Raw genomic sequence first — 24,899 nt, forward strand, 5'->3', positions numbered from 1 at the left:
ACCGCATGAGCGCGCCGCGCGCCATTCCGCACCACATCGCCATCGTCATGGATGGCAACGGCCGCTGGGCTACCCGCCGCTACCTGCCGCGCGTCGCCGGCCACAAGAAGGGCGTCGACGCGCTGCGCAACTGCGTGCGCCACTGCGGCGACGTCGGCGTGAAGGTGCTCACCGTCTTCGCCTTCTCTTCCGAGAACTGGAACCGTCCGCCGGAGGAAGTCTCCGGGCTGATGGAGCTGCTGGCCGTGGCGCTCGCGCGCGAGGTGCCGCAGCTGCAGTCCGAGGGCGTGCGCATCCATTTCGTGGGGGACCGTTCCGGCCTGTCCGAGAAGGTGCGCAACGGCCTGGCGCATGCGGAAGCCGTCACCGCCGCCAACCAGCGCCTCGTGCTGAACATCTGCTTCAACTACGGCGGCCGCTGGGACATCGCGCAGGCCGCGGCCAGGCTCGCCGCGCGCGGCGAGGCGATCACCGAGCTGAGCCTGAACCGCGCCATGGCGCTGGCCCACGTGCCGGACCCCGACCTCGTGATCCGCACCGGCGGCGAGATGCGCATCAGCAACTTCCTGCTCTGGCAGGGGGCCTATAGCGAGCTCTATTTCACCGACAAGCTGTGGCCGGAATTCGATGCGGCGGCGCTGGACGCCGCGATCGCGGACTACGCGAAGCGTGAACGCCGCTTTGGCCGCACCTCCGAGCAAGTCACCGGCCCCGGCCACGGCCGCAAGGTCGCCTGAGAAAGGGAAGCGCGATGCTGAAGCAGCGCGTCATCACCGCCGTCATCCTGCTGGCCATCCTGCTGCCGGCCCTGTTCTGGAAGACTCCCGAGCCCTTCCTCGCCATCACGCTGCTGCTGATCGCGGCGGGCGGCTGGGAGTGGGGCAGGCTCAACGGGCTGAAGTCCGCGGGCAGCATCGCGCTCGGCGCGGTCACCCTCGTTCTCTGCGCCGCGGCGTGGGTCCTGGGCTGGACCGAACGGCCGTCCGCGCTGCTGTGGCTGGCGGTCGGGGCCTTGTGGGTGCTCGCCGGCGCCTTCCTGATCCGCGCCGGCGTCGACGGCTGGCCGCAGATCCCGCGGGGCCTGCGCGTGCCCGGCGGCGTGGCCGTCCTCGTGCTCGCCTGGCTCGCCATGGCGCAGGCGCGCGTGATCGGCGTCAACTTCCTGCTGTCGATCCTGGTGCTGGTGTGGGTGGCGGACATCTTCGCCTACTTCGCCGGCCGCGCCATCGGCGGCAAGTTCACCCAGCGCAGGCTGGCGCCCGTCATCAGTCCCAAGAAGAGCTGGGAAGGCGTGTGGGGCGGCGTGGCGGGCGTGATCGTGCTCGCCGTCGCCTGGGTCTTCGCCGACAGCGCCGCGGGCGCGCAGGTGCCCAGCCTGTATTCGCGCCTGGCCGCGCTCGGCTGGCCGGTGCTGGTGCTCGCCGCCGTCTTCCTTGCCGCCATGAGCGTGGTGGGCGACCTCGCCGAGTCGCTCGTCAAGCGCAGCGCCGGCTTCAAGGATTCCAGCCAGCTGCTGCCGGGCCACGGCGGCGTGCTGGACCGCGTCGACGCCTTGCTGCCGACGCTGCCGCTGGCGATGATGCTGGCGACACTCGCTTCCCGATGAAACAACGCATTGCAGTCCTCGGCTCCACCGGATCGATCGGGGCCAACACGCTGGACGTGATCGCCCGGCATGCGGACCGCTTCGAGGTGTTCGCGCTGAGCGCCTCCTCGCAGGTCGATCTCATGCTGCGCCAGTGCCAGCAGTTCCGTCCCGCGTTCGCCGTGATGGCGCAGGAGGCGGCGGGCCGCGCGCTGGCCGCGCGCATCGAATCCAGCGGCCTCGCCACCCGCGTGCTGTGGGGCGCGCCGGCCCTCGACACGATCGCCGCCCATGAACAGGTGGATGCGGTGATGGCCTCCATCGTCGGCGCGGCGGGCCTGTCGTCCTGCATCGCCGCCGCCCGCGCCGGCAAGAAGCTGCTGCTGGCGAACAAGGAAGCGCTGGTGGTGGGCGGCGAACTGTTCCTGCGCGCGGTGAAGGAGGGCGGCGCCACGCTGCTGCCGATCGACAGCGAGCACTCGGCGATCTTCCAGTCGCTGCCGGAAGACCCGGCGACCTGGGACGCCCGGGTCGAGAAGATCATCCTCACGGCCTCGGGCGGGCCGTTCCGCACCCGCGAACCGGCGACGCTGCGCGGCGTGACGCCCGAAGAGGCCTGCGCCCATCCGAACTGGGTGATGGGCCGCAAGATCTCGGTCGACTCCGCGACCATGATGAACAAGGCGCTGGAAGTGATCGAGGCGCGCTACCTGTTCGGGCTGGCGCCCGAGCGGCTGCAGGTGGTGATCCATCCGCAGAGCGTGATCCACTCGATGGTCCAGTATCGCGACACCTCGGTGGTCGCCCAGCTGGGCACGCCCGACATGCGGGTGCCGATCGCCTACGGCCTGGCCTGGCCGGAGCGGGTGGCCTCGGGCGCGCAGCCGCTGGACTTCGGCGCGCTGGCCGACATGAGCTTCGAGTCGCTCGACAGCCGCGGCCATCGCGAGCGCTTTCCAGGCCTGCAGCTGGCGTGGGACAGCCTGGCCGCGCCGCCAGGCACCACCGCCGTGCTGAACGCGGCCAACGAGGTGGCGGTCGCCGCCTTTCTCGAGCGACGGATACGCTTCGACCAGATCCATTCGGTGAACCTGGAAACTCTCGAACGGATGAGGCCCTCCAAGCCCGCAAGCCTGGAGGACCTGTTGTCCCTGGACGCCGAGGCCCGCCGTGCGGCGGAGGAGGCGATCCGCAAGCTGGGGTCTTGAGATGTTCACTTCCTTGATATGGCTGCCCGCCTTCCTTTTCGCGCTGGGCCTGCTGATCGCCGTGCACGAGTACGGCCACTACCGCGTGGCCGTGGCCTGCGGCGTCAAGGTGCTGCGTTTTTCGGTGGGCTTCGGCAAGCCGCTGTACACGTGGAGGCCCAGGCGCCAGCGCCCCGGGCAGGACACCGAGTTCGTGATCGGCGCCTTCCCGCTCGGGGGCTACGTGAAGATGCTGGACGAGCGCGAGGCGCCCGTCGATGCGGCGGCGCGCCACCTCGCCTTCAACACGCAGCCGCTCAAGTCGCGCGCCGCGATCGTCGCCGCCGGGCCGATCGCCAACCTGCTGCTCGCCATCCTGCTTTACACGGGCCTGAACTGGGCCGGCGTGCAGGAGCCCGAGGCGGTCCTGGGCCGGCCGGTGGCCGGCTCGATCGCGGCGTCCGCCGGCCTGCAGGGCGGCGAGAAGGTCACCCGCGCGGGCTTCGACCAGGAGCCCCTGGAGACGGTGGACTCCTTCGACGAACTGCGCTGGCTGCTCACGCGCGGCGCCCTCGACGGCCATGACCTGCGCATCGCCATCGTGGGCGAGAACGGCCGCGGCGAGCGCGAGCTGCTGCTGCCCCTGTCCACCCTCGATGCGCGCGATGCCGACGCCACGCTGATGCAGAAGATCGGCGTGCTCGGTCCCTGGAGCGCGCCGGTGCTGCGCGAGGTGATGGCCGGCGGTGCCGCGGAACGGGCCGGCCTGCGCAGTGGCGACGTCGTGCGACGCATCGGCGGCGCCGGGGTGCGCGACGGCCAGGAGCTGTTCCTTGCGATCCGCGCCCAGGTCCGCGACGGCAAGCCGGTCACGGCCGCCTGGGACATCGAGCGCGACGGCCAGCCGCTGCAGGTGCAGGTGACGCCGGACGTCGTGCAGGAGGCGGGCAAGGCGATCCCTCGGGTGGCCGCCGCCGTCGGCGCGGCGAAGATGGTGACGGTGCGCTACGGCGCCTGGGAAGGCCTGAGCAAGGGCGTCGCCCGCACCTGGGAAGTCTCCGCGCTCACCCTGCGCATGATGGGCCGCATGGTCATCGGCCAGGCCTCGATCAAGAACCTGAGCGGCCCCCTCACGATCGCCGACTTCGCCGGCAAGTCCGCGAGGATGGGAGTCACCCAGTACATCCTGTTCCTCGCCCTGATCAGCGTGAGCCTCGGCGTGCTGAACCTCCTCCCCTTGCCCGTCTTGGATGGCGGGCACCTGATGTATTATCTTTGGGAGGCCGTCACGGGCCGGAGCATCTCCGAGGCCTGGATGGAGCGCCTGCAGCGCGGTGGCGTCGCGGTGCTGCTGGTGATGATGTCGATTGCGCTGTTCAACGACGTCGCCCGGATCCTTGGATAGAACAACGTTGCTGCTGACGCCGATAGCGGGTCCCGCCGGCGCTTTCCGGATTTCAATGAAAGAACAACTCAAGCGCTTCCGCGTGCGTACCGTTGCGGCCGTGGCCGCCCTGGCCTTCGCCGCCAACTCCTGGGCGGTGGATCCCTTCACGGTGCGCGACATCCGCGTCGAAGGACTCCAGCGCGTGGAGCCCGGTACCGTCTTCGGCTCGCTGCCGTTCCGCGTGGGCGACCAGTACAACGACGAGAAGGGCTCGGCGGCCATCCGGGCCCTCTTCGCATTGGGCCTGTTCAAGGACGTCCGCCTGGAAGTGAACGGCGACGTGCTGATCGTGGTGGTGGAAGAGCGCCCCACGGTGGCCGACGTCGACTTCGTCGGCACCCGCGAATTCGACAAGGACACGCTGAAGAAGGCGCTGCGCGAGATCGGCCTGACCGAGGGCCGCCCCTACGACCAGGCGCTGGCCGACCGCGCCGAGCAGGAACTCAAGCGCCAGTACATCAACCGCAGCCTGTACGGCGCGGACGTCGTGACCACGGTGACGCCGATCGAGCGCAACCGCGTGAACCTCACCTTCACCGTCACCGAGGGCGAGCCCACCCGCATCCGCGAGATGCACATCATCGGGAACAAGGCCTTCAGCGAGGGCACGCTGAAGGACCAGATGGCGCTCGACACGGGCGGCTGGCTCTCCTGGTACACGAAGTCGGACCGCTACTCGCGCACCAAGCTCAACGCCGACCTGGAAGCGCTGCGCTCCTACTACCTGCAGCGCGGCTTCCTCGAGTTCCGCATCGACTCCACCCAGGTCGCGATCTCGCCCAACAAGCAGGACATCAGCATCACCGTCAACATCACCGAGGGTGAGCGTTACGTGGTGTCCGGCGTGCGCCTGGAAGGCGACTACCTGGGCAAGGAGAACGAGTTCAAGTCCCTGGTGAAGATCAAGCCGGGCGAGCCGTACAACGCCGACACGGTGGCGGACACCACCAAGGCCTTCACCGACTACTTCGGCAACTTCGGCTACGCCTTCGCCAAGGTGGAAGCCCGCCCGGAGATCGACCGCACCAACAACCGCGTGGCCTTCGTGCTCCAGGCCGAGCCCTCGCGCCGCGCCTATGTGCGCCGCATCAACATCGCCGGCAACAACCGCACCCGCGACGAAGTGATCCGCCGCGAGTTCCGGCAGTTCGAGTCGAGCTGGTACGACGCCGAGAAGATCAAGCTGTCGCGCGACCGCGTCGACCGCCTCGGCTACTTCAAGGAAGTGAACGTCGAGACCAGCGACGTGCCCGGCGCCCCCGACCAGGTCGACCTGAACCTCACGGTCGCCGAGCGTCCCACCGGCAGCCTGCAGCTGGGCGCGGGCTTCTCCAGCGCCGAGAAGCTGGCGCTGTCGTTCGCGGTCAAGCAGGAGAACGCCTTCGGCACCGGCCAGTACCTGGGCGCGGAGATCAACACCAGCAAGTTCAACCGCACCCTGGCCTTCAACACGGTCGACCCGTACTTCACGACCGACGGCATCTCCCGCACCTTCGACCTCTACCACCGCACCTCGCGGCCCTACGACGACCAGGGCGGCAACTATTCGCTGGTGACGTCGGGCGCCGGCGTGCGCTTCGGCATCCCGTTCAGCGAACTCGACACCGTGTTCTTCGGCGGCGGCTTCGAACGCACCCAGATCCGTCCCGGCACCAACATCCCGGCGGCCTACCTGGCGTTCGCGGAGCGCTTCGGCTACACCAGCAACACCGTGCCGCTCACCGTGGGCTGGCAACGCGACGACCGCGACAGCACGCTGACGCCGACCGTCGGCCGCTACCAGCGCTTCTCCGGCGAATGGGGCGTGGCGGGCGATGCGCGCTACGTGCGCAGCAGCTACCAGTACCAGCAGTTCCTGCCGATCACCAAGGCCTACACCGTCGCCTTCAACGGCGAACTGGCCTGGGGCAAGGGCCTGCAGGGCCGGCCCTACCCGGTGTTCAAGAACTTCTACTCCGGCGGCCTGGGTTCGGTGCGCGGCTTCGAGCAGGGCACCCTGGGTCCCCGCGACGTGACCGGTGCCTCGATCGGCGGCGCGAAGAAGGTCACCCTCAACGCGGAGCTGATCACGCCCTTCCCGGGCGCCGGCGCCGACCGCACCCTGCGCCTGTTCGGTTTCGTGGACGTCGGCAACGTGTTCGGCGAATCGGAGAAGTTCGCCCTGGCCGACCTGCGCGCCTCGGCCGGCGTGGGCCTGTCCTGGCTGTCGCCGATCGGCCCGCTGCGGATCGCCTTCGCCCAGCCGATCCGCAAGGAGCCTGGGGATAGAATCCAGAGATTGCAATTCCAGATCGGAACCTCCTTCTGATGAAGTTTCTGACCCGTCTCAGCCTGGGCCTCCTGCTCGGCGCGCTGGCCATCGGCGCGCAGGTGCAGGCCCAGGAGTTCCGCGTTGGCTTCGTCAACACGGACCGGATCTTCCGCGAGGCGAATTCGGCGAAGCAGGCACAGGCCAAGCTGGAACAGGAATTCGCGCGCCGCGAGAAGGAACTGGGCGAGCTGGGCGCGTCGCTGAAGGCCGCGTCGGAGCGCTTCGAGCGCGAAGCGCCCGCGCTCGGCGAGCAGCAGCGCGGCCAGCGGCAGAAGGCATTGATCGACCAGGACCGCGAATTCCAGCGCAAGCGCCGCGAGTTCCAGGAAGACCTCAACGCCCGCAAGAACGAGGAGCTCCAGGCCGTCCTGGACCGCGCCAACCGCGTGGTCAAGCAGGTGGCCGAGCAGGAGAAGTACGACCTGATCCTGCAGGAAGCCGTGTACATCAACCCCAAGCACGACATCACCGACAAGGTGATCCGAGCGCTGAACGCGTCGCGCTGACGCGCGAGACCGCGGTGGCGCTGCAGCTCGGCGAAATCGTCGCGACCCTCGGCGGTGAACTGCACGGCGATCCCGCCCTGCGCATCGAGGGCATCGCGCCGCTGGAATCGGCCCAGCCCGGCCAGCTCAGTTTCCTCAGCAATCCCAGGTACCGCCAGCAGCTGGACGCATCGCGCGCCGGCTGCGTGATCGTCGCGCCCGCCGTGCGCGAGCAGGCGCTGGCCCGCGGCGCCTGCATCGTGGCCGACGATCCCTATGCCTATTTCGCGCGCGTGACGCAGCTGTGGAAGCGCACGCATGCGAAGCCCCAGGGCCCGGCGATCCACCCGACCGCGGTGATCGCCGGGGACGCGGAGATCGGCGAGGGCGTGCGGATCGGCGCGCATTGCGTGGTCGAAAGCGGCGCGCGCATCGGCGCGGGCACCGTGCTCAAGCCGCGCGTGTACCTGGGCGAGGACTGCGTGCTGGGCGCGCGCTGCATCCTGCATCCGGGCGTCGTGATCGGCGCCGACGGCTTCGGCTTCGCGCCATCGCAGGGCGGCTACGAGAAGATCGAGCAGCTGGGCGCGGTGCGCATCGGCGACGACGTCGAGATCGGCGCCAACACCTGCATCGACCGCGGCGCGCTGGCCGACACCGTGATCGAGGACGGCGTGAAGCTGGACAACCAGATCCAGGTCGGCCACAACTGCCGCATCGGCAGGCACACGGTCGTCTCGGGCTGCACCGGCATCGCGGGCAGCGCCACCATCGGCGCGCACTGCATGATCGGCGGCGCGGCCATGATCCTGGGCCACCTCACCATCGCCGACCGCGTGCACATCTCGGCCGGTTCCTTCGTCGCCCGCTCCATCTCGAAGCCCGGCCTCTATACCGGCATCTTTCCCATCGACGACAATGCCGCCTGGGAAAAGAACGCCGCGACGCTCAAGCAGCTGCACACCTTGCGCGAGCGCATCAAGGCGCTGGAAAAGAAACTCTGAATGCCGGACATGGACATCCACCAGATCCTCAAGAAACTGCCGCACCGCTATCCCTTCCTGCTGGTGGACCGCGTGCTCGCCGTCGAGCCGGGCAAGTCGATCCGGGCGCTGAAGAACGTCACGATCAACGAGCCCTTCTTCGTCGGCCACTTCCCGCACCGTCCGGTGATGCCGGGCGTGCTGATGCTCGAAGCCATGGCGCAGACGGCCGGCCTGCTGGCCTTCGCCGACGAGTCCAAGGGGCGCGACCCGAATTCCGTCATCTACTTCGCCGGCATCGACGGCGCGCGCTTCAAGCGTCCGGTGGAGCCGGGCGACCAGCTGGTCATGGACGTCGAGGTGCTGCGCCACAAGGCCGGCATCTTCAAGTTCAAGGGCGTCGCGCGCGTGGGCGAGGAAATCGCCTGCGAGGCCGAGCTGATGTGCACCATGCGCACGGTGTCCTGAACGGGGCGAAGATGGCGAACATCCACCCGACCGCGATCGTCGATCCGAAGGCGGAGCTGGACGACGGCGTCACCATCGGCCCGTACACGCTGGTCGGCCCGCACGTGAAGATCGGCGCCGGCACCACCGTCGCCGGCCACGTGGTGATCGAGGGCCACACGACCCTCGGGCGCGACAACCGCATCTTCCAGTTCGCCTCCGTCGGCGCGGCGAACCAGGACAAGAAGTACAAGGGCGAGCCCTGCGAGCTGGTGGTCGGCGACCGCAACACCATCCGCGAGTTCTGCACGCTGCACATCGGCACGGTGCAGGACAAGGCGGTCACCCGCATCGGCAACGACAACTGGATCATGGCCTACGTGCACGTCGCGCACGACTGCATCGTGGGCGACCACACCACGCTGGCGAACAACGCCACGATGGCCGGCCACGTCGAGATCGGCGACTGGGTGACGGTGGGCGGCCTCACCGGCATCCACCAGTTCGTGAAGATCGGCGCCCACTCGATGATCGGCTTCGCCAGCGCGGTGTCGCAGGACGTCCCGCCCTTCATGCTGGTGGACGGCAACCCGCTGGCGGTGCGCGGCATCAACGTCGTCGGACTGCGCCGGCGCGAGTTCAGCGCGGAGCGCATCGGGGCCGTCCGGCACATGCACAAGCTGCTGTATCGCGAGAACCGCACGCTGGAATCGGCCCGCGAGGCGATCGGCGAGTTCGCCCGGTCGGCTCCGGAAGCTTCCGCCGAGGTCGCGATGATGAGCGCTTTCCTGGCCGGCGCGACGCGCGGCATCGCGCGGTAGTCCCATGGCCGACGCACCGCGCTTCGCCATGGTCGCCGGCGAGGCCTCCGGGGACCTGCTCGCCTCCCTCGTGCTCGACGCCATGCGCGCCCGCTGGCCCGCGATGGCCGTGCAGGGCATCGCCGGCCCGCAGATGCAGGCGCGCGGCGTCGAGGCCTGGTGGCCTTCCGACAAGCTCGCCGTCAGCGGCTACGCCGAGGTGTTCCGGCACCTGCGCGAGATCCTCGGCATCCGCGGCGAGCTGCGCGATCGGCTGATGAAGGACCGCCCCGACGTGTTCATCGGCGTCGACGCGCCGGACTTCAACCTGGGCCTCGAAGCCGACCTGCGCGGCAAGGGCGTGAAGACGGTGCACTTCGTCTGCCCCTCGATCTGGGCCTGGCGGATGAAGCGCGTCGAGAAGCTCAAGCGCGCCTGCGACCACGTCCTGTGCATCTTCCCCTTCGAGCCCGAGCTGCTCGCGCAGCACGGCGTGGCGGCCACCTACGTGGGGCATCCGCTCGCCAACGTGATCCCGATGGAGCCGGACCAGGCGGGCGCGCGCCGCGCACTGGGCCTGCCGCAGGATGCGAAGGTCGTGGCCATCCTTCCCGGTAGCCGCGCCTCCGAGGTCGAGTCGCTCACCGCGCGCTTCCTGGCGGCGGCCAAGCTGCTGGAAAAGACCCATCCGAACACCTGGTTCGTGATCCCCGCGGTGCCGCGCCTGCAGGCGCGCATCAGCGCGATCGCGCGCGAGGGCCCGTCCCCGCGCCACCTTACGATCGTCACCGGCCAGTCGCATGCAGCGCTCGCGGCGTGCGACATCGCGCTGGTCGCCAGCGGCACCGCGACGCTGGAGGCAGCGCTCTTCAAGCGGCCGATGGTGATCTCCTACCGGACGCACTGGCTCACGTACGCGCTGATGAAGCCGCGCCAGCTGCAGCCCTGGGTGGGGCTGCCCAACATCCTGTGCGGTGAATTCGTCGTGCCGGAGTTGCTGCAGTCCAACGCAAAACCCGAGTCGATGCGCGGGGCGCTCGCCGACTGGCTGGACAGTCCTGACAGAATGCGCTCCGTGCAGGAGAAATTCCGGGCCTTGCATGGCCAGCTCCGGCGCGACACAGCGACCCTTGCCACCGATGCCATCGAAAAAGTCCTCGCCTCCTGAGACCGACAGGCGCATCCGGACGACGACGATCCGGACGAAGACGGCCGGGCCGCGGCAGGTGCCGCTGGTCTTTCCGGAGCCCGTCGGCCTGATCGCGGGAGTGGACGAGGCCGGGCGCGGCCCCCTGGCCGGACCCGTGGTGGCCGCGGCGGTGATCCTGGACGACAAGAAGCGCATCCTCGGCCTCGCCGATTCCAAGGTGCTCACCGCGCTGGCGCGCGACAAGCTTTACGACAAGATCCGCGAAAAGGCGCTCTGCTGTTCGGTCGGCATGGCGTCGGTCGAGGAAATCGACGACCTCAACATCTTCCACGCGACCATGCTGGCGATGAAGCGCGCCGTGGAGGGCCTGCGCCTGAAGCCGGTGAAGGTGCTGGTGGACGGCAACCGGCTGCCCAACCTGGACGTGCTGTCCGAAGCCATCGTCGGTGGCGACGCCAAGGTGAAATCGATCTCGGCGGCGTCCATCGTCGCCAAGGTCACGCGCGACCGCATGCTGGCGGAGCTGCACGAGCAGTTCCCGCAGTACGGCTTCGCGGCGCACAAGGGCTATGGCACCCCCGAGCACCTGGAGGCGCTGCGCGCGCATGGCCCCTGCGTGCATCACCGCAGGCATTTCGCCCCCGTGGCGGCGCAGTTCGCCGTGGACGAGGGCGTGACCCTGTCGGTCCAGGTCCAGTGACTTCCGGGCCGCAGCACATCGCTTCGCGCGACAACGCGCTGCTGAAGGAGCTGCGCCGCCTCGCGCAGGACAGCACGGGCTATCGCAAGCAGGGACGCGTCTGGCTGGAAGGCGACCACCTGTGTCGCGCCGCCCTGCAGCGCGGACTGCAGCCGAGCCACGCGGTGTTCCAGGCTTCGTACTTCGATGCTTCGGGCCACGAATGGGCGGATGCAGGGGGCAGGACCGTCGTCGTCGACGACACCCTGTTCGGCGGGATCAGCGGCCTGGAGTCGCCGGCCCGCATGGGCTTCGTGCTGCCGCTGCCGGCTGCGCCGGCCCTGCGGCCCGATGCGCCGGCCGTGGTCCTCGACGGCCTGCAGGATGCCGGCAACGTCGGCACGATCCTGCGCTGCGCGGGCGCCTTCGGCTTCCGCCAGGTGCTGGCGATCAAGGGCACCGCTGCGCTTTGGAGTCCCAAGGTGCTGCGTGCCGGCATGGGCGCGCATTTCGGGCTGTCGCTGCTGGAAGGCCTCGATGCCGCACAGCTCGATGCGCTGAAGATCCCGCTGCTGGCGACCAGCTCGCACCAGGGCGACTACCTGCACCGGGCGAAGCTGCCCTGGCCTTGCGCCTGGGTGTTGGGCCACGAAGGGCAGGGCGTGAGCGCGGCCCTCGCCGCGAAAGCCGCGCAGTTCGTGCGCATCGTGCAGCCGGGCGGCGAGGAGTCGCTCAACGTCGGGGCGGCGGCGGCGATCTGCCTGCACGCGAGCGCGGCGGCGAACGCGTCCTGATGACCGGCCCCCGTGAGGGAGAACCCTCCCTCGGGCTATAATCAGCGGCTTTCCCGCAAACCCGTACGCCCTAGCGCATCACCGCCACTCCCCGACAAAAGCAACATCGAGAGTCCGCTTTCGATCGCGTCCTGGGCGTACCCGTCAACAATCCGGAGAACCCAGTGCTTTCGTCGCTTCAGGGAGCTTTCCCGCCCGCCATCCTGGCGCTCGCAGACGGCACGGTCTTTATCGGCAACTCGATCGGTGCCTCCGGCACCTCCAGCGGCGAGGTCGTGTTCAACACCTCGCTCACCGGCTACCAGGAAATCCTGACCGATCCGAGCTACGCCCACCAGATCGTCACGCTCACCTACCCGCACATCGGCAACTACGGCGTCAACGCCGAGGACGTCGAGGCGAGCAGGGTCCACGCCGCCGGCCTGATCATCCGCGACCTGCCGCTGATCGCCTCCAGCTTCCGCGCCGACATGACCCTGCAGCAGTACCTGCAGCGCGAGAACACGGTGGGCATCGCCAACATCGACACCCGCAAGCTCACCCGCATCCTGCGCACCAAGGGCGCGCAGAACGGCTGCGTCGTGGCGCTGGAGCAGGGACAGGAAGCGACGCCGGCGCTGGTGGACGAAGCCATCGCCAAGGCCCGCGCCGAGAGGTCCATGGCGGGCCTGGACCTGGCCAAGGAAGTCACCGTCGGCAAGTCCTACGGCTGGGACCAGACCGAGTGGCAGCTGGGCACCGGATACGGCCAGCTCGAAAACGCGAAGTACCACGTCGTCGCCTTCGACTACGGCGTGAAGAAGAACATCCTGCGCATGCTCGCCGAGCGCGGCTGCAAGGTCACCGTGGTGCCGGCGAAGACGCCCGCCGCGGAAGTGAAGAAGCTCGAGCCGGACGGCGTGTTCCTCTCCAACGGCCCCGGCGACCCGGAGCCCTGCGACTATGCGATCGCCTCGACGCGCGAGCTGATCGAGGACGGCTATCCCACCTTCGGCATCTGCCTGGGCCACCAGATCATGGCGCTGGCCTCCGGCGCGAAGACCTTCAAGATGAAGTTCGGCCACCACGGCGCGAACCATCCGGTGAAGGACCTCGACACCGGCCGCGTGAGCATCACCAGCCAGAACCACGGCTTCGCGGTGGACGAGAAGACGCTGCCCGCGAACCTGCGCGCGACGCACGTGTCGCTGTTCGACGGCACGCTGCAGGGCCTCGCCCGCACCGACAAACCCGCTTTCTGCTTCCAGGGCCACCCGGAAGCCTCGCCCGGTCCCCATGACATCGGTTATCTCTTCGACCGTTTCACCGGCCTGATGGACGAGAAGAAGAAGTAAGCCATGCCCAAGCGCCAAGACATCAAGAGCATCCTCATCATCGGCGCCGGCCCGATCATCATCGGCCAGGCGTGCGAGTTCGACTACTCCGGCGTGCAGGCCTGCAAGGCGCTGCGCGAGGAGGGCTACAAGGTCATCCTGATCAACTCCAACCCGGCGACGATCATGACGGACCCGGCCACCGCCGACGTCACCTACATCGAGCCGATCACCTGGCAGACGGTGGAGAAGATCATCGCCAAGGAGAAGCCGGACGCGATCCTGCCGACCATGGGCGGCCAGACCGCGCTGAACTGCGCGCTGGACCTGTGGCGCAACGGCGTGCTGCACAAGTACAAGTGCGAGCTGATCGGCGCCACGCCGGAAGCCATCGACAAGGCCGAAGACCGCCTGAAGTTCAAGGATGCGATGACCCGCATCGGCCTGGGCTCGGCGCGTTCGGGTATCGCCCACACGATGGAAGAAGCCTGGGGCGTGCAGAAGCAGGTCGGCTTCCCCACCGTGATCCGCCCCAGTTTCACGCTGGGCGGCACCGGCGGCGGCATCGCCTACAACCCGGAAGAATTCGAGACGATCTGCAAGCGCGGCCTGGAGGCTTCGCCCACCAGCGAACTGCTGATCGAGGAATCGCTGCTCGGATGGAAAGAGTACGAGATGGAAGTGGTCCGCGACAAGAAGGACAACTGCATCATCGTCTGCTCGATCGAGAACCTCGACCCGATGGGCGTGCACACGGGCGACTCGATCACCGTCGCCCCGGCCCAGACGCTGACCGACAAGGAATACCAGATCATGCGCGACGCCTCGCTGGCGGTGCTGCGCGAGATCGGCGTGGACACGGGCGGGTCGAACGTGCAGTTCTCGATCAACCCGAAGGACGGTCGCATGATCGTCATCGAGATGAACCCGCGCGTGTCGCGTTCCTCGGCGCTGGCCTCCAAGGCCACCGGCTTCCCGATCGCCAAGGTCGCCGCCAAGCTGGCCGTGGGCTACACGCTCGACGAACTGCGCAACGACATCACCGGCGGCGCGACGCCGGCGTCGTTCGAGCCCTCGATCGACTACGTCGTCACCAAGATCCCGCGCTTCGCCTTCGAGAAGTTCAAGGACGCCAACGACCGCCTGACCACGCAGATGAAGTCGGTGGGCGAGGTGATGGCCATGGGCCGCACCTTCCAGGAGTCCTTCCAGAAGGCCCTGCGCGGCCTGGAAGTCGGCGTCGACGGCCTCAACCAGAAGACGACCGACCGCGAAGTGCTGGAGAAGGAACTGGGCGAGCCCGGTCCCGAGCGCATCTGGTACGTGGGCGACGCCTTCGGCATGGGCCTGTCGGTCGACGAGGTCTACGACCTCACCAAGATCGACAAGTGGTTCCTGGTGCAGATCGAGGAGATCGTGAAGATCGAACTCGATCTCGACAGGCTGGTGGAAGCCAGGGGCGACAAGGCCCTGGCGGCGCTCGACGCGCCCACGCTGCGCGCGCTCAAGCGCAAGGGCTTCTCCGACCGCCGCCTGGCCAAGCTGCTGAAGACCACGGACAAGGCGGTGCGCGACCTGCGCAAGGCGCTGAACGTGCGCCCGGTCTACAAGCGCGTGGACACCTGCGCGGCCGAATTCGCGACCAACACCGCCTACATGTACTCGACCTACGAGGACGAGTGCGAGGCCGAGCCGACGAACCGGAAGAAGATCATGGTGCTGGGCGGCGGCCCGAACCGGATCGGCCAGGGCATCGAGTTCGACTACTGCTGCGTGCACGCCGCGCTCGCCCTGCGCGAGGACGGCTACGAGACCATCATGGTCAACTGCAACCCGGAGACGGTCTCCACCGACTACGACACCTCCGACCGCCTGTACTTCGAGCCGCTGACGCTGGAAGACGTGCTGGAGATCGTGAACGTGGAGAAGCCCGCCGGCGTGATCGTGCAGTACGGCGGCCAGACGCCGCTGAAGCTCGCGCTGGGCCTCGAGAAGGAGGGCGTGCCCATCATCGGCACTTCGCCCGACATGATCGACGCCGCGGAAGACCGCGAGCGCTTCCAGCAGCTGCTTGTGCAGTTGAAGCTGCGCCAGCCGCCCAACGCCACCGCGCGCCCCGAACCCGAGGCGCTGCAGAAGGCCGAGGCCCTGGGCTACCCGCTGGTGGTCCGTCCCAGCTACGTGCTGGGCGGCCGCGCGATGGAGATCGTGCACGAGCAGCGCGACCTCGAGCGCTACATGCGCGAGGCCGTGAAGGTTTCCAACGACTCGCCCGTGCTGCTGGACCGCTTCCTGAACGACGCCGTGGAGTGCGACGTCGACTGCATCGCCGACGGCACCGGCCGCGTGTTCATCGGCGGCGTGATGGAGCACATCGAGCAGGCCGGCGTGCACTCGGGCGATTCCGCCTGCTCGCTGCCGCCCTATTCGCTGTCGAAGGCGACGGTGGAGGAGCTCAAGCGCCAGACCGCCGAGATGGCGAAGGCGCTGAACGTCATCGGCCTGATGAACGTGCAGTTCGCCATCCAGGAGAAGGACGGCCAGGACGTCATCTTCGTGCTGGAAGTGAACCCGCGCGCCTCGCGCACCGTGCCCTACGTGTCCAAGGCCACCGGTATCCAGCTGGCCAAGGTCGCGGCGCGCTGCATGGTGGGCCAGACGCTGGACCGGCAGGGCATCGCCAAGGAGGTCGTTCCGCCTTACTTCAGCGTGAAGGAAGCGGTGTTCCCCTTCGTCAAGTTCCCCGGCGTGGACACCATCCTCGGCCCCGAGATGAAGTCCACCGGCGAGGTGATGGGCGTGGGCAAGACCTTCGGTGAAGCCTTCGTGAAGAGCCAGCTCGGCGCCGGCACCAAGCTGCCGAAGCCGACCGACGCCGAGGGCAAGTCCACCGGCAAGGTGTTCCTGACGGTGAAGAACAGCGACAAGCCGCGCGCGGTCGAAGTGGCCCGCCGGCTGGAGGCGATGGGCTTCCCGCTGATCGCCACCAAGGGAACCGCCGCCGCCATCACCGCCGCGGGCATCGCCTGCGAGACGGTCAACAAGGTGACCGAAGGCCGCCCGCACATCGTCGACATGATCAAGAACAACGAGGTCGTGATGGTGGTGAACACGGTGGAGGAGCGCCGCAACGCCATCGCCGATTCGCGGGCGATCCGTACTTCGGCGCTGCTGGCGCGCGTGACGACCTTCACGACCATCGCGGGCGCCGAGGCGGCCGTCGAGGGCATGCTGGCCATGGAGAACCTGGACGTGATCTCGGTCCAGGAGATGCACGCCCAGCTGGCCGCCGCCTAGTGCGGCCGGCGGCTGCCGGTTTTATAATCGCGTCCAATACCAGAACCGCCGGGCGGCAACGTTCGGCGGTTTCGCTTTTGCTGGAGACCCCCCGAAGATGGCCACCATTCCCATCACCACCCGCGGCCTGGAGAAGCTCAAGGCCGAACTGCACCGCCTGAAGACGGTCGACCGGCCGGGCGTCATCCAGGCCATCGCCGAGGCGCGTGCCCAGGGCGACCTGTCCGAGAACGCGGAGTACGACGCCGCGAAGGATCGCCAGGGCTTCATCGAAGGCCGCATCCGCGAGCTCGAAGGCAAGCTGGCCGCCGCCCAGGTCATCGACCCGTCGTCGCTCGACGCGGGCGGCCGCGTCGTGTTCGGCGCCACCGTCGAACTGGAGGAAGAGACCTCCGGCGAGACCGTCAGGTACCAGATCGTCGGCGAGGACGAAGCGGACCTGAAGCAGGGCCTGATCAACGTGTCGAGCCCGATCGCCCGCGCGCTGATCGGCAAGGAAGAGGGCGACACCGCCGAAGTGCAGGCGCCCGGCGGCGTCAAGCGCTACGAGATCGTCGCCGTCAACTACGTCTGATGGCCTGGAAGGCACGGCTCCCCGTCCTCGCGGCCGCCCTCTGGTGGGGCAGCCTGAGCGCGATCGGGTTCCTGGTCGTGCCGCTGCTGTTCCAGAACGCAGCCACGCCGGCCATGGCCGGCAAGCTCGCCGCCAAGCTCTTTTCCGCGCAATGCTGGCTGGGACTGGCGTGCGGCCTGTTCGTGCTCATGGGAGCCCGCGACGAGGAAGGCACGCCGAGCCTCGGTTGGGCCGGTGGCGCCGTCGCCTATGTGCTGCTGGGGATGCTGTCCGCGCTGCTGCAGGAGTTCGTGGTGGCCCCGCGGATCGTGGCGCGCGAGAACCTGGCGGCGTGGCACAGCGCCGGGACGGCGCTCTATGCCTTGCAGTGGCTGTGCGCGCTGGTGGTGCTGGTCAAGGTCACCAGCACACCCGGTCATTCCCGCGACGGCGGGAATCCAGAGCTTCCGCCTTGAATACCCTGGATCCCCGCCTGCGCGGGGATGACCGCAACAGTCATTCCGCCCGTGACTTCTTGACCGATTTCTGCTTCGGCTTGGACTTCTTGACCATGCCCCCGCTGGTCAGGCGCTGGTTGCCCAGCACCCTCACCCGCTTGACCTCGGGGCGCTGGCCGCCCCGGCTGGAGTTCTTGATGACCTTGTATTCGCGCGGGCCGGGCTTGCGGTCCTCGTCTTCGGCCTTGAGCTTGGCCGGCTTGGGCCGCCACAGCACCAGCAGCTTGCCGATGTGCTGGATGGGCGCCGCGCTGAGCGTGTCGCACAGCTCCTGGTAGATGGCCTCGCGTTGTTCCCGGTCGTCGCCGAGCACCCGCACCTTGATCAGGCCATGCGCGTTGAGCGCGGCCTCGGTTTCCTTCTTGACGGCGGGCGTGAGGCCGTCATTGCCGATCATCACCACGGGGTCCAGGTGATGGGCTTCGGCCCGATGCGCCTTGCGCTCGGCTATGGTCAATTGGATCGCTGGCATCCCCGTATTATCCGCGTTAGGCGCACAGGCACATGAAAGTCAGAACCCAGAGCAAGAAGGTCAACAAGTCGTGGTTGAACGACCACGTGCGGGACCCGTACGTCCAGCTCGCGCAGAAGGAGGGCTACCGCGCGCGCGCTGCCTACAAGCTCAAGGAAATCGACGAGGCCCTGGGCCTGATCAGGCCGGGACGCCTGGTGGTCGACCTGGGTTCGGCCCCCGGCGCGTGGAGCCAGTACGTGCGCCGCAAGCTGGCGCCCGAGGGCGCGGCCGCCGGCGTGCTGGCCGGCCAGATCCTCGCGCTGGACATCCTGCCCATGGAGCCGATCGAGGGCGTGACCTTCATCCAGGGGGATTTCGGCGAGCCGGAGCCGGCCGCGCAGCTCGAGGCGCAACTCGCCGGCCGCAAGGTCGACGTGGTGGTCTCGGACATGGCGCCGAACCTCTCCGGCATCCCGTCGTCGGATTCGGCGCGAATCGCGCACCTGGTGGAACTGGCGGTCGATTTCGCCACGCAGCACCTCAAGGCGGAAGGGGCCCTGGTCTGCAAGGTCTTCCACGGCAGCGGCTACAGCCAGCTGGTGAAGCTGTTCAAGGACCGCTTCCGCATCGTCAAGCCGATGAAGCCCAAGGCCTCGCGCGACAAGTCGTCCGAGACCTTCCTGGTGGGCATCGGCCCCAAGGGCCGCTGAGTCAGGCGGTGCGCGGCGGCGGCGGCCGCCGGTCGATGTGCTCGATCATCGACACGATCTGCCGCGGGTCCGCGAGCGTCGGCGCCATGCCCCAGCGCTGGTAGGGATCGTTGCCGATGCGCACCATGCCGACGTGGCGTCCGTCCTGCTGGTCCACGGTCGGATCGGGGTCGTAGAAGCCCAGCGCATAGCGCAGCCGCTGCACGTCGGCGGGCGTCCCGGTCAGGAACAGCCAGCCCGGTCCGACGTGATGCAGTTTCGCGTAGTGCGCCAGGTCCTCCGGCGAGTCCTGTTCGGGCTTCAGGGTCAGCGAGTACATGAAGATGTCCCGGCCCACGCGCGCGCCGAGCATCTGCTGGACCTGCACCAGATTGAACGTGCTCGGCGGGCAGGTGTTGTTGCAACCGGCGTACATCATCGTGATGAGGACCACCTTGCCGTGGACCAGGTCGTCGTAGAAGCGGACGCGCCGGCCGGTGTGCGTCGTCAGGAGCACGTTCGGGATGCCTCCGTGCGAGTCGCGGGGCGGCGGCGGCGCCGAGACCAGGGGCGCCCCCCACGTCGGCGGGTCCAGCAGGGTGTCGGCCAGGCCCACGACCGCGATCGCGCCCGCGGCGGCGAGTTCGAGTCTCCGGGTGTACATGGCGGCCTCCGCGTCTCACACGATGTCCCACCGGACCATCATCGCGTGGTCCTCGTGGGTGAGGTTGTGGCAGTGCATCATGTACTTGCCCATGAAGTCGCGGAACCGCAGCAGCACCCGCACCGTCATGGCCGGACCGAGGACGTAGACGTCCTTGCGCCCGCGTTCGTGCGGCGGGATCGCCACCGGCACGCCGCCGACGGACTTGCCCAGGATGATCCCTTCCTCGAAGTGGATGTGAATCGGGTGCTGCCAGCCGTTGTCCGGGTTCACCAGTTCCCAGATCTCGGCGCTGCCCTTCCTCGGCGCGGCGGACACCTGGAAGACGTTGAAGAACCCGCCGTTCACCGACCACATGCCGCCGCTGCGCGCGAAGACGAAGCGCCGCACCGGCAGTCCCGCGAGCTCCGATGCGCCGGGCAGGGGACGCAGCGGCCGCAGCGTGCCGGGGACCATGCTCGTGTCCGGCTCGGGGGGATTGCGATCGACCACCAGCTTGAGCACGCGCGTGCCGGGCGCCAGGGTCCGGTCGGGCTGCCGGGTCGAGGTCTGCAGCAGCAGGTTCACCAGGTACAGCTCGGTGCCGAGCGGGAACTTCGCGAAATCGATGACGATGTCCGCCCGCTCCGCGGGTGCGAAGCGGATGCTGGTCTGGTACGGCAGCGGGTTCGGCAGCAGGTTGCCGTCGTTGGCGATGTAGGTGAAGGGGTAGATCCCGTTGGCCGACCGGTTCTGCAGGGCGATCTCGTAGAAGCGCGTCGGACCGCCATTGAGCAGCCGGAAGCGGTACTTGCGCCGCGCCACCTTCAGCACCGGCTCGATCTTGCCGTTGCAGAGGATCTTGTCGCCCAGCACGCCTTCCGGATTCAGCTGGTCGAAGGTCAGCTGGCCGTTCACGTCGAAACGCCGGTCGGCGAACGTCAGGGGATAGTCGTACGCGCCGCTCGGCAGCTTCAGCCCGGACTGCTCGCTGCCGCTGTCCAGGTCGTCGTAGATGTTGTAGCGGCCGACCAGCCCCTTGAGCACGTTCGGTGCGGTCACGCCTTCGGTGTGGTCGTGGTACCAGAGCGTGCCCAGCGCTTCGCGCGGGTCGCCGATGCCGCCCATCTCGTCGAAGCCCGCATACATGTTGGGATAGAAGTGGTCGTGGAAAGCGCCGACGCCGGTCAGGGTCGGGCCCTTCTTGGAGGGGCTGTAGTAGTCGCCGGTGAAGCCATCGCTTTCCGAGGGCGTATGCAGGTTGTGCAGGTGGGTCGTGATCTCGGGCGAGCCGAAGCCGGTGTGGAACTGCGGCAGCTGGTTGTAGATGCGGCAGAGGACCGGCTGGCCGTAGCGCGCGTGGATCGTCGGGCCGGGAGTGACCGCGTCGGAATTGTTGGTGCCCTGGTAGCCCCAGATGGGTTGCGGGGGGTAGTAGGCGTTGTCGCCGTTGAACCGCCAGGCGGGGTTCTCCTTGACGATCAGCTTGTGGAACACGGCATCCTTGCCGGTGCGGCTGCCCGGTCCGCAGCACTCGAAGTAGCGCTGGTGCTCCACGCGCCCGATCTCGCCGCCGAGGATGTTCGCCGGCAGCGTGGGCGCGGGATCCAGGGTGTCCAGGGCCGTCGCCGGCGTGTCCTGCAGGGGCAGCTCCTCCACCCACGGCGTCGTCGGCGGGCTGGGCGGCAGGACCGGCGGCAATTGCGCCTCGGTCTTGCGCGCGGTCAGCACCAGCGGCGCCGCCGCGAGCGACGCCTTGAGCACGGCGCGTCGCGTCACGCCGGGGCTGGATTCCGGTTCCATGGGTGTTTGGTGTTGGCGTGTCATGGTGTCCTCACTCGTTGATGTCCCTCACATCTGACGTCCTGCCCTGCGCAGGGTCGTCATCACCGGCTCCGCCAGGTACTGCAGTGCCGTCTGCCGCGATCCGTCGATGTAGACCTCGGCAGGCATGCCGGCCTGGAGCTTGAAGTCGCCGATGGCCGCGAGCGCGTGCGGATCGGCCAGGATGGTCGCGGTGTAGTAGGGCACTCCGCTCTGGCGATCGACCAGGCGGTCGCCGGACACGTACGTGACCTTGCCGTCGACCAGCATGGTGTTGCGGTAACGGAGTGCCGTGAACTTCACGCGCGCGTGCTGTCCCTGGTGCACGTTGGCGATGTCCTCGGGGCGGATGTGCGCTTCGACCATCAGCGGGGAGCCGCTGGGGACGATGTCGGCGATGGCATCGCCCGGCCCGACCACCGCGCCGGGCGAAGTGAACTTGAGGTCGATGATCTCGCCGCTCGCCGGCGCCACCACGACCTGGCGCCTGGCCGCGTCATCCGACTTGCGCTGCTCCTGCTCGATCTCGCTCAGGCGCTGCGCCGTGGCCTTGAGCTGGTCGCTCGCCGACTTGACGTAGTCGTTGCGCGCGGACTGGATCTTCAGGTCGATCTCCACGAGCCGCTGCTGCGCGCGCGCGAGCTCGGTGCGGCGTTCCTCCAGCTTGGCCGCGTAGTCCATGACCACGGCCTCGAGCTGCGCGATGCGGGTGGCCGCGATGTAGCCTTGCTTGATCAGCCCGCGGTTCGCCTCGAGGTCCGAGCGCTGGAGCTCGAGCGACTGCTGCGCCTGGACGATCTGCGCCTGCACCGCCGCGATCTCGTTCTCCACCCGTTCGCGCTGCGCCCGCATGAGCGTCGTCCCGCTGTCCAGGGAATGGCGCTGCGCCCGGAACAGCGCGGCTTCCTTGGCCAGCGCAAGCGCCACCCGCGGATCCTGCTTCGCGGCCCGCTGGAGGTCGTCGGGGAAGCGCAGCGCCGGCACCAGCGCATGTTCGGCCTCCAGCCGCGTGATCCCCACGCGCTCCACGAGCACCCGGTAATCCAGGCGGTTGCGGTCGGCATCCACCCGCACGTCCCCGAGCACCAGCACCGGCTCGCCGGCCTGCACCTTCTGCCCGTCGCGCACCAGCACTTCGCGCACGGTCCCGCCCTCGAGGTGCTGCACCGGCCGCCGGTTGAGGTCCACCTTCACCACGGCGGGGGCGACGACGGCCATGGCCAGCGGCGCGACGGCCATCCACATCGCGATGGGCACCACCGCCCCGACCACGATCCAGCAGCCGGCGCGCACGAGACGGCGCGCGTGTTCCTCGGTGCTGCGCCGGGCCGGCGGCGGCAGTTGGAGTGTTCCTGTCTTCATCATGTCCTCCTGCGCCTCAGGCAGCCTTCCGGTCCACGGCGGCCTGGGCCTGCCGCTGCATTTCCTTCATGACCTCGCCGGCCGGGCCGAACTGCTGGATGCGCCCGGCCGCCAGCACCATGACCTTGTCGACGTGGGCGATCAGCGAAGGGCGGTGCGTGACGATGACGGTCGTCACGCCGGCGCTTCGCAGGCCGCCGAGGGCATGGGCGAGGGCGACTTCGCCCGCGCCGTCCAGGTTGGAGTTCGGCTCGTCCAGCACGATCAGCTGCGGCTGGCCGTAGACCGCGCGGGCCAGCGCCACGCGCTGGCGCTGCCCCGGCGACAGCAACGCGCCGTGTTCGCCCACCGGGGTGTCGTAGCCGTGCGGCAGCGTGAGGATCATCTCGTGCGCGTTCGCGCGCATCGCGGCCGCGACCACCGCTTCCGAGTCCACGTCCTGGAGGCGCGCGATGTTGTCCGCCACCGTGCCGTCGAACAGTTCCACGTCCTGCGGCACGTAGCCCATGTGCGGGCCGATCTGGTCGCGGGGCCATTCGGAGAGGTCGGCGCCGTCGAGCCGGACGCGACCGGCACTCGGTGCGCGGATCCCCGTCAGCAGCCGCGCGAGCGTCGACTTGCCCGCCGCGCTCGGTCCCAGGATGGCGAGGGCCTCGCCCGGCGCGAGCGCGAAGTTGATGGCCGTCAGGATCTGTGCGTCGGCGCCCGGCAGCCGGTACGAGACGTTCTCCGCCGTCAGCAGGCCCTTGGGCCGCGGCAGCGCCAGGCGTGCTTCCTTGCCGTCGAAGTCACGCGCGAGTTCCGCCAGGCGGGCATAGGCGGCGCGGGCCTCGATCAGGACGCGCCAGCTGCCCACCAGCTGCTCCACGGGCTGCACCGCGCGTCCGAGCAGGATGCTGGTGGCGATCATGATGCCGCCGGAGGCCTGCTGCGTCAGCACCAGCCAGGCCCCCAGGGCCAGCATGAGGATCTGGATGGTCTGTCGCACGGACTTCGTCGCGACGGTGAAGGCGGCCGTCTTGCGGCTGGCGCTGGTCTGCATCGTGCCGATGCGGTCCTGCAGCCGGCGCCACCGGGCCAGCAGGCGGTCGGTCATGCCCAGCGCCTGCAGCACTTCCGCATTGCGCAGCGAGCTCTCGACGTACTGCGAGGCGCGGCGCCCTTCCTTCTGCAGGTCTTCCAGGGTGCGGCGGCTCAGGCGGTCGTTCATCCACGCGAGGATGAGCATCAGCAGCGCCGAGAGCGCCGCGCCGATCCCCAGCAAGGGATGGAACATCCAGATCACGAGAACGTAGACCACGACCCAGGGTGCATCGAACACCGCGATCAGGCCGTTCGCGGAAAACATGGTCCGCAGGGACGCCACGTCGCGAATGGCGTCGACGCGGGCGCCCCCGGCCGTCCGGGTGGCGCGCACGACGACGGCATTCACCACCGGCGGCGACAGGTGCTCGTCGAGGAGGGAGCCGACGACGTTCTGCAGGCGGGTCCGCACGTAGTCGAGCAGCGTGAGGATCAGCAATGCGATGCCGGTGCCGGCCAGCAGCACCAGCAGCGTCTCGGGACTGTTGGTCGAGATGACGCGATCGAACACCTGGAGGGTGAAGAACGCAGGCACCAGGAACAGCAGGTTGATGACGAACGAGAACGCGGCGATGGAGGCCATCAGCGGCCGCAGTTCGCTCCACAAGGATTTCATGGCATTGCCCCCGGATGCTCGACTTGCGCTACGCCCCGATCACTGCACCGGAGGGGGAGACGGTTGTCCCCCCGCGGTGCCCGTTTCCAGTGCCTTCACGCGTCGTCGCAGCTGCTCGATGGCGAGCAGCTGTTCGTCATGGATCTTGGTCAGCTGCTGCATCACTTCCATCAGGCCGTGGATCGAGACCCCGAGTTCGTCTTTCTTGGCGTTGACCTGGTTCATGCGCGCCATGACGACTGCGGCCACTTCGCGCGGATGGGTGATCGCGCGCGGCGTGGAGGTGGGTCCGGACCCGGGCGTCGCCCTTCCGGTTGTCTTGATCTGCTCGGTCATATCGGCTCCTTTCTTGCTGGCTCGTTCGTTGTCGGCGCGCCGCCCTCGCGCAGGCCGGCGGCGGCCGGCCCGCGGGATCGCGTCTGCGTGTCACGCCATGATGAAATCCGCTGCAGTGATGGCGTTGTCGCCGGCACCGTTGACGCCCAACAGCGCGATCGAGTTGCCCCCGATGGTCACCAGGGTGTCGAGCCCGGCGACCGCATCGAGGTTGGCCAGCGTGATCGAGACCGAGGCGCCGAAGGTCGCCGCCGTGATCCCGAGCGCGCTGATGTCCAGGCGGTCCTGGCCGCCCAGTGCGATGGCGTCGAAGTCGCTGATGCGATCGGCGCCGAAGCCAGTC

General features: G+C 68.6%; 24 protein-coding genes. 17 read left to right on the forward strand and 7 right to left on the reverse strand.

Annotated elements, in window-relative coordinates:
• The first annotated feature begins 5 nt into the window (after positions 1–5).
• The 16 genes from uppS (at position 6) to VF522_RS10860 (ending at position 17,507) form a co-directional block, all read left to right on the forward strand.
• Complete coding sequence (gene uppS / locus VF522_RS10785; RefSeq protein WP_330908258.1) at positions 6–737, forward strand: polyprenyl diphosphate synthase; 732 nt, start codon at positions 6–8, stop codon at positions 735–737.
• Between the two features lie 14 nt (positions 738–751).
• Entirely contained in the window at positions 752–1,606 is an 855-nt protein-coding gene (locus tag VF522_RS10790) for a phosphatidate cytidylyltransferase (RefSeq protein WP_330908259.1), read from the forward strand.
• Positions 1,603–2,793, forward strand: a complete 1,191-nt coding sequence (gene ispC / locus VF522_RS10795; RefSeq protein WP_330908260.1) for a 1-deoxy-D-xylulose-5-phosphate reductoisomerase — start codon at positions 1,603–1,605, stop codon at positions 2,791–2,793. Before VF522_RS10790 ends, ispC begins: the two co-directional genes overlap by 4 nt.
• 1 nt (position 2,794) lies before the next feature.
• Positions 2,795–4,177 carry an RIP metalloprotease RseP gene (gene rseP / locus VF522_RS10800; RefSeq protein WP_330908261.1) on the forward strand — a complete coding sequence of 461 codons (1,383 nt, stop codon included), beginning with the start codon at positions 2,795–2,797 and terminating at the stop codon, positions 4,175–4,177.
• A gap of 55 nt (positions 4,178–4,232) precedes the next feature.
• A complete protein-coding gene (gene bamA, locus VF522_RS10805) occupies positions 4,233–6,527 on the forward strand; it encodes an outer membrane protein assembly factor BamA (protein ID WP_330908262.1) in 2,295 nt (764 codons plus the stop codon).
• Positions 6,527–7,036, forward strand: coding sequence for an OmpH family outer membrane protein (locus VF522_RS10810; protein WP_330908263.1), 510 nt, complete (start codon positions 6,527–6,529; stop codon positions 7,034–7,036). The genes bamA and VF522_RS10810 overlap by 1 nt, the downstream gene beginning before the upstream one ends.
• Positions 7,037–7,050: 14 nt before the next feature.
• A complete protein-coding gene (lpxD, locus tag VF522_RS10815; protein ID WP_330908264.1) occupies positions 7,051–8,019 on the forward strand; it encodes a UDP-3-O-(3-hydroxymyristoyl)glucosamine N-acyltransferase in 969 nt (322 codons plus the stop codon).
• A 9-nt stretch (positions 8,020–8,028) separates the two neighbouring features.
• Entirely contained in the window at positions 8,029–8,466 is a 438-nt protein-coding gene (gene fabZ / locus VF522_RS10820; RefSeq protein ID WP_330908265.1) for a 3-hydroxyacyl-ACP dehydratase FabZ, read from the forward strand.
• Between the two features lie 11 nt (positions 8,467–8,477).
• Positions 8,478–9,266, forward strand: a complete 789-nt coding sequence (lpxA, locus tag VF522_RS10825) for an acyl-ACP--UDP-N-acetylglucosamine O-acyltransferase (RefSeq protein ID WP_330908266.1) — start codon at positions 8,478–8,480, stop codon at positions 9,264–9,266.
• Between the two features lie 4 nt (positions 9,267–9,270).
• Positions 9,271–10,413 (forward strand): lipid-A-disaccharide synthase, encoded by a 1,143-nt coding sequence (gene lpxB, locus VF522_RS10830; RefSeq protein WP_330908267.1) that lies wholly within the window; start codon positions 9,271–9,273, stop codon positions 10,411–10,413.
• Positions 10,385–11,095, forward strand: a complete 711-nt coding sequence (rnhB, locus tag VF522_RS10835; RefSeq protein ID WP_330908268.1) for a ribonuclease HII — start codon at positions 10,385–10,387, stop codon at positions 11,093–11,095. The genes lpxB and rnhB overlap by 29 nt, the downstream gene beginning before the upstream one ends.
• Positions 11,092–11,868: an RNA methyltransferase gene (locus tag VF522_RS10840; RefSeq protein ID WP_330908269.1), complete on the forward strand. Its 777-nt coding sequence runs from the start codon at positions 11,092–11,094 to the stop codon at positions 11,866–11,868. Before rnhB ends, VF522_RS10840 begins: the two co-directional genes overlap by 4 nt.
• A 164-nt stretch (positions 11,869–12,032) precedes the next feature.
• Positions 12,033–13,202, forward strand: coding sequence for a glutamine-hydrolyzing carbamoyl-phosphate synthase small subunit (gene carA / locus VF522_RS10845; protein WP_330908270.1), 1,170 nt, complete (start codon positions 12,033–12,035; stop codon positions 13,200–13,202).
• Positions 13,203–13,205: 3 nt separating this feature from the next.
• Entirely contained in the window at positions 13,206–16,478 is a 3,273-nt protein-coding gene (gene carB, locus VF522_RS10850) for a carbamoyl-phosphate synthase large subunit (protein WP_330908271.1), read from the forward strand.
• A gap of 97 nt (positions 16,479–16,575) precedes the next feature.
• Positions 16,576–17,052 carry a transcription elongation factor GreA gene (gene greA, locus VF522_RS10855; RefSeq protein ID WP_330908272.1) on the forward strand — a complete coding sequence of 159 codons (477 nt, stop codon included), beginning with the start codon at positions 16,576–16,578 and terminating at the stop codon, positions 17,050–17,052.
• Positions 17,052–17,507 (forward strand): DUF4149 domain-containing protein, encoded by a 456-nt coding sequence (locus tag VF522_RS10860; protein WP_330908273.1) that lies wholly within the window; start codon positions 17,052–17,054, stop codon positions 17,505–17,507. Before greA ends, VF522_RS10860 begins: the two co-directional genes overlap by 1 nt.
• A gap of 40 nt (positions 17,508–17,547) precedes the next feature.
• On the opposite strand, the gene VF522_RS10865 is transcribed toward VF522_RS10860, so the two are convergent.
• On the reverse strand, positions 17,548–18,021 hold the full coding sequence (locus tag VF522_RS10865) for a YhbY family RNA-binding protein (RefSeq protein ID WP_330908274.1): 474 nt from the start codon (positions 18,019–18,021) through the stop codon (positions 17,548–17,550).
• Positions 18,022–18,053: 32 nt separating this feature from the next.
• Here VF522_RS10865 and VF522_RS10870 point away from each other — a divergent pair, with 32 nt between their 5' ends.
• Positions 18,054–18,713 (forward strand): RlmE family RNA methyltransferase, encoded by a 660-nt coding sequence (locus VF522_RS10870; RefSeq protein WP_330908275.1) that lies wholly within the window; start codon positions 18,054–18,056, stop codon positions 18,711–18,713.
• 1 nt (position 18,714) lies between these two features.
• Here the strand turns inward: VF522_RS10870 and VF522_RS10875 are convergent, their stop codons facing one another.
• From VF522_RS10875 to VF522_RS10900, 6 genes are all read right to left on the reverse strand, one after another.
• The gene (locus VF522_RS10875; RefSeq protein WP_330908276.1) at positions 18,715–19,356 is read right to left on the reverse strand and encodes an SCO family protein; all 642 of its coding nucleotides are present in this window, start codon (positions 19,354–19,356) and stop codon (positions 18,715–18,717) included.
• 15 nt (positions 19,357–19,371) lie between these two features.
• Positions 19,372–21,138, reverse strand: coding sequence for a multicopper oxidase family protein (locus tag VF522_RS10880; RefSeq protein WP_330908277.1), 1,767 nt, complete (start codon positions 21,136–21,138; stop codon positions 19,372–19,374).
• Between the two features lie 48 nt (positions 21,139–21,186).
• On the reverse strand, positions 21,187–22,524 hold the full coding sequence (locus VF522_RS10885; protein ID WP_330908278.1) for an HlyD family type I secretion periplasmic adaptor subunit: 1,338 nt from the start codon (positions 22,522–22,524) through the stop codon (positions 21,187–21,189).
• Between the two features lie 13 nt (positions 22,525–22,537).
• A complete protein-coding gene (locus tag VF522_RS10890; protein WP_330908279.1) occupies positions 22,538–24,220 on the reverse strand; it encodes a type I secretion system permease/ATPase in 1,683 nt (560 codons plus the stop codon).
• A gap of 39 nt (positions 24,221–24,259) precedes the next feature.
• Entirely contained in the window at positions 24,260–24,556 is a 297-nt protein-coding gene (locus VF522_RS10895; protein ID WP_330908280.1) for a hypothetical protein, read from the reverse strand.
• Between the two features lie 90 nt (positions 24,557–24,646).
• Positions 24,647–24,899 (reverse strand): hypothetical protein (locus VF522_RS10900; protein ID WP_330908281.1); only part of this gene is annotated, 253 nt, incomplete at its 5' end.

This window comes from Ramlibacter sp. (genome assembly GCF_036383835.1).
GTDB lineage: Bacteria > Pseudomonadota > Gammaproteobacteria > Burkholderiales > Burkholderiaceae_C > Ramlibacter.